This window comes from Streptomyces sp. MB09-02B, assembly GCF_033794485.1.
GTDB lineage: Bacteria > Actinomycetota > Actinomycetes > Streptomycetales > Streptomycetaceae > Streptomyces.
The window spans coordinates 1-4,751 of sequence record NZ_JARGEE010000572.1 but is presented as its reverse complement, the minus strand read 5'-3'; the positions used below and the strand labels follow the sequence as shown (position 1 = coordinate 4,751).

Annotated in this window: 3 protein-coding genes and 1 pseudogene; 2 read left to right on the top strand and 2 right to left on the bottom strand. The window is 68.3% G+C overall.

The genetic code is table 11. From position 1 onward, the window contains the following. Positions 1 to 337, bottom strand: a pseudogene (locus P1P70_RS40885) (autotransporter); the annotation flags it as partial. A gap of 215 nt (positions 338 to 552) precedes the next feature. Here P1P70_RS40885 and P1P70_RS40880 point away from each other — a divergent pair. Together P1P70_RS40880 and P1P70_RS40875 are read left to right on the top strand one after the other, a co-directional pair. Beyond that, positions 553 to 1,635, top strand: coding sequence for a glycoside hydrolase family 43 protein (locus P1P70_RS40880; protein WP_319246990.1), 1,083 nt, complete (start codon positions 553 to 555; stop codon positions 1,633 to 1,635). 1 nt (position 1,636) lies between these two features. Then, complete coding sequence (locus P1P70_RS40875; RefSeq protein ID WP_319246989.1) at positions 1,637 to 3,049, top strand: RICIN domain-containing protein; 1,413 nt, start codon at positions 1,637 to 1,639, stop codon at positions 3,047 to 3,049. A gap of 7 nt (positions 3,050 to 3,056) precedes the next feature. Here the strand turns inward: P1P70_RS40875 and P1P70_RS40870 are convergent, their stop codons facing one another. After that, on the bottom strand, positions 3,057 to 4,712 hold the full coding sequence (locus tag P1P70_RS40870; protein ID WP_319246992.1) for a rhamnogalacturonan lyase B N-terminal domain-containing protein: 1,656 nt from the start codon (positions 4,710 to 4,712) through the stop codon (positions 3,057 to 3,059). Between the last annotated feature and the right edge of the window lie 39 nt (positions 4,713 to 4,751).

Here is a 4,751-nt window from a genome sequence, read left to right as displayed (position 1 = left end):
GGGTGACGGTGACGTACGGGTGGTTCCCGCCGAGCGTCCGCACGCTCTGCCGCTGCCGGGACTTCGGCAGGGTGAAGTCGCTGTCCTTGGTGAGGACCAGCGTCCCGGTGCCGCGCACGGTGAGCGTGCCGGTGCCGCTGAACACACCGTCGTACGTGGTCGTCCCGGACGGCACGGTCACCACCGTGTCCCCGGCGAGCGTGACGTTCCGCCCGGCCAGGACGTCGGCGGTCACATCGCGCGGGCCGACGGCGGTCGCGGTCGGGGCGCCGAGCAGCAGGGCGGTGACCGCCAGGGCTCCGGCGGCCGACGCTGTCTTGTGGATATGGGTGCGCACGTCATGGGAGACGGTCCGGGGGCGGTACCGATAACAGAAATCTCTCCGGGACCCCGGATCCCGTCCCCGTGAGCTTTTTGTTCGTCTCGCGCAACCCGTTGACCTCCCCGTAACACGCCCTTACCTTTTCGGCGTTCGCAATGAAAGATCTTGTGCGATATGTCGAACATTTCTGTTTCCTTTTGTTCCCCCCTCCGAGAGGAAGCCACCGTCACATGGGTCGCGACCACACTGTCCCCGAGCCCCCGAACCGCCGGCTGCTCCTGAAGGGCGCCCTGGCCGCCGGCGCCCTCACCACGATGTCCGTGACCGCCGCGCACGCGGCCGGTTCCCGGCACGCGGCGAAGCCGCCGTACGTCAACCCGCTGGTCCGCAACCGCGCCGACCCGCACATCAACCGGCACACCGACGGCTTCTACTACTTCACGGCGACCGCGCCCGAGTACGACCGGATCATCCTGCGCAGGTCCCGCACCCTGCGTGGTCTGTCCACGGCCGCCGAGTCCGTGATCTGGCGCAAGCACGCCTCGGGCGTGATGGGCGCGCACATCTGGGCGCCCGAGATCCACCGCATCGACGGCAAGTGGTACATCTACTTCGCCTCCGCGCCCGCCGAGGACATCTGGGCGATCCGCATCTGGGTCCTGGAGAACTCCCACCCGAACCCCTTCAAGGGCACCTGGGTCGAGCGCGGCCAGCTGAAGACGGCCTGGGAGACCTTCTCCCTGGACGCCACCACCTTCACCCACCGGGGCTCCCGCTACCTCGCGTGGGCGCAGCACGAGCCCGGGATGAACAACAACACGGCGGTCTGGCTGTCGAGGATGGCCGACCCGCTGACCCTGACGGGACCTCAGGTGCGGCTCACCACACCCGAGTTGGACTGGGAGGTCATCGGCTTCAAGGTCAACGAGGGTCCGTCGGTCATCAAGCGCGACGGCCGGCTCTTCATGACCTACTCGGCCAGCGCGACCGACTCCCACTACTGCATGGGCCTGCTGACCGTCGACGCGGACGCCGACCTCATGAACCCCGCCAACTGGTCGAAGTCCCCCACACCGGTCTTCACCAGCAACGACACCACCAAGCAGTACGGGCCGGGCCACAACAGCTTCACCGTCGCCGAGGACGGGTGCACCGACGTCCTCGTCTACCACGCCCGCCAGTACAAGGACATCGTCGGCGACCCCCTCAACGACCCCAACCGCCACACCCGCATCCAGCGTCTCGGCTGGAAGCCCGACGGCACCCCCGACTTCGGCGTCCCGGTCGCCGACACACCCACGAAGGGAAGCTGACATGAGACGCGCGTACGCGCTCCTGCTCACCCTCTGCCTGGCCCTGGCGGGCGCGCTCGTCACCGCCGGCCCGGCCCAGGCCGCGCCCCAGACCGTCCCCAACGGCACCCAGTTCAAGGACACCTCCGGCAACCCCCTGCACGCCCACGGCGGCGGGGTCATCAAGGTCGGCTCGTACTACTACTGGTTCGGCGAGCACCGGAACTCCGACAACACCTTCCGCTACGTGTCGGCCTACCGCTCCACGGACCTGAAGAGCTGGGAGTTCCGCAACAACGTCCTGACCGAGGCCACCGACCCCGAGCTGGCGACCGCCAACATCGAGCGGCCGAAGGTCATGTACAACGCGGCCACCGGCAAGTACGTGATGTGGATGCACAAGGAGAACGGCGTCGACTACAGCGAGGCCCGCGCGGCCGTCGCCGTCTCCGACACCGTCGACGGCGACTACACCTGGCGGGGCAGCTTCCGCCCGCTCGGCACCCACATGTCCCGTGACATCACCACCTTCGTGGACACCGACGGCACCGGCTACATGATCTCGGCCGCCCGCGAGAACTACGACCTGCAGATCTACCGCCTCACCGCCGACTACACCGGCATCGCCGCCCTCGTCGCCGACCCCTGGCACGGCGGCCACCGCGAGGCCCCGGCCCTGTTCAAGCGGGGCAACGTCTACTTCATGCTGACCTCGGGCGCCACCGGCTGGAACCCCAACCAGCAGCAGTACGCCACCGCCACCAGCATCGCGGGCCCCTGGACCGCCATGGCCAACGTCGGCGACTCCACGACCTTCGGTTCACAGACCGCGTACGTCCTGCCCGTGCAGGGCACCTCGACCACCTCGTACCTCTACATGGGCGACCGCTGGGGCAACTCCTTCGGCGGCACGGTCAACGACTCACGCTACGTCTGGCTGCCGCTGACCTTCCCGACCTCGACCACCATGTCCATGTCCTGGTCGCCGGAGGTCACGATCGACACCGCCACGGGCACGATCAGCGGCGCGAGCGCCACCTACAACACGCTGATCGCCCGCCACTCGTCCAAGTGCGCCGACGTCACCAGCCAGTCGCAGTGGGCGGGCGCCCAGATCAAGCAGTACGCCTGCAACGGCGGCAACAACCAGAAGTACTGGTTCAAGTCCGTCGGCGGCGGCTACTACCAGCTGACGACCCGGCACAGCTCCCTGTGCGTCCAGGAGAACGCCAACACCGTCACGCAGGAGAACTGCAACTCCTCCTCCACCGCCCAGCAGTGGTCGCTCACCACCACCGGCTCCTACGTGAACATCAAGTCCCGAGCGACGGGCGAGTGCCTGGACGTGAACGGCGCGTCCACCGCCGACGGTGCCGCCGTCATCACGTACACGTGCAACAACGGCACCAACCAGCAGTGGACGCGCGGAACATGACGATGGGTCAGCTCAGCAGGTCGATCGCGTCGATCGCCGTTCCCGCACTGAGGTAGGAGGTCGTCCCCGAACCGCTCACCACGTTGATCTTCAGCACGTTGTACTGACTCGTGTCCGTCAGCCAGGCGGACGCCGGGACGCTGTAGGTGAACGTGTGGTTGTTGCCCCGGTAGGACCCGTTGGTCAGGGACCGCGTGTTCGGCTGGGTGGGCGGGGAGGGGATCGCCGAGGTCCAGGTGTCGTTCACGACGACCTGCGGCCGGCCGTTGGCGTAGGCCGTCGTCACCCCGATGCGCAGGGTGTGGGCGGCGGCGGCCTGCGCGGCGGTCAGCCGGAAGTAGACGAGGAGACCGCTGTTCACGTCCTTCCAGAGGTAGCAGGGGAAGGCCGAGGTCTCGCTCCCGCTGCCGATCACCACGTTGCCGGTCCAGGCGGCCGCCCGGGTGTCCGACGGATGCGCGTACGTCATCAGGTCGGCGTTCTTGAACCCGCTCGGCGTGCCGTTCCAGTCGTTGATCCGCCAGATCGCGGACGCGTTCGACGGATCGTTGGTGGACGGGATCGCGAACGAGTTCAGCGTCGTCGTCCCGCCCGCCGTGACCGTCACCGAGGTCGTGTACACCGCCAGCTCACCCTTGAAGACCGTGAGGGTGTACGTCCCCGGGAGCACCCCGGAGACGGAGAAGAAGCCGTCCGAAGCCCGTGCCGAACCCCAGTACTGCGCCGAGGAGTTGGCGAGCCCCACCGTGTACGCGTACGCCGTGTTCCGCCCGGTGATGCCGACGCCCGCCACACGGCCCCGGCCGCCCGCGGAGACGTATCCGGACAGGCCGAGCGAGTCCGCCCACGAGGTGGTCAGGGTGCCCGGGAACAGCGACGTGGAGGGCGCCCCGCCGTCCGTGAACGCGATGACGTACGGGCCCTGGAGGCCGAACCGCTGCTCTTCGGTCTGGTTCTGGCCGTAGTACAGGATCTCGTAGAGGCCGCCGCCGTCCGCGCTCTGGTGGCGCAGCAGGGAGCGGTAGAACGGGCCGCCGGAGGCCTTCTCGTGGTTGCTGCGGACCACCCACAGGCCGACACCGTTCGCCGACCAGCCGACGTAGTCGTAGTCCATGACCCGGAGTCTGGAGAAGTGCTTCGAGCGGGTCTGGCCGTCGGACTTCCTGAACACGTCCGAGGCTTCGATGGTGGTGGGCGCGTAGGTGTAGGAGTCGGGCTGGTCGTTGAGGAACAGGCCCGCCTTCACCCGCACGATGAAGCGGGTCGCGGAGACCGAGGTGTCGGCCTTGTTGGTCCACAGGTAGACGTTGTTCTCGCCGCTGCGGGCCGCGTAGTAGTGCCTCAGCGTGCCGTAGGCGACGGAGACGAGGATCGTCGAGCCGGACTGCCTGATGGTGACGGTGGAGGTCCCGAGGCCGGACTCGATGTGCGAGTTCATGCCGCCGTAGCCCTGGTACTCCACGCCCTGGTAGACCAGCGAGGACAGGTCGCCGTTGCTCTTCCTGACCTTGAACACCAGGTTCGCGCCGGTGTCGATCACGTAGTGGGTGCCGTCGTCGGTGTAGCCGAAGGTCGCGGCGCGGGCGGTGCCGGCCAGCGGACCGGCGAGCGCGGCGCCGGCGGCGGTGGCGGCGGTGCCGACGACGAAGCCGCGTCGGCACAGCGTCGTGCGGCCGAGCGTCGTGCGGCCGAGCGTCGTGGG

What these genes read in the sequence shown, in the direction of transcription:
- P1P70_RS40880 (WP_319246990.1), top strand. Translation starts at nt 553, where the DNA reads ATGGGTCGCGACCACACTGTCCCCGAGCCCCCGAACCGCCGGCTGCTC.
- P1P70_RS40875 (WP_319246989.1), top strand. Translation starts at nt 1,637, where the DNA reads ATGAGACGCGCGTACGCGCTCCTGCTCACCCTCTGCCTGGCCCTGGCG.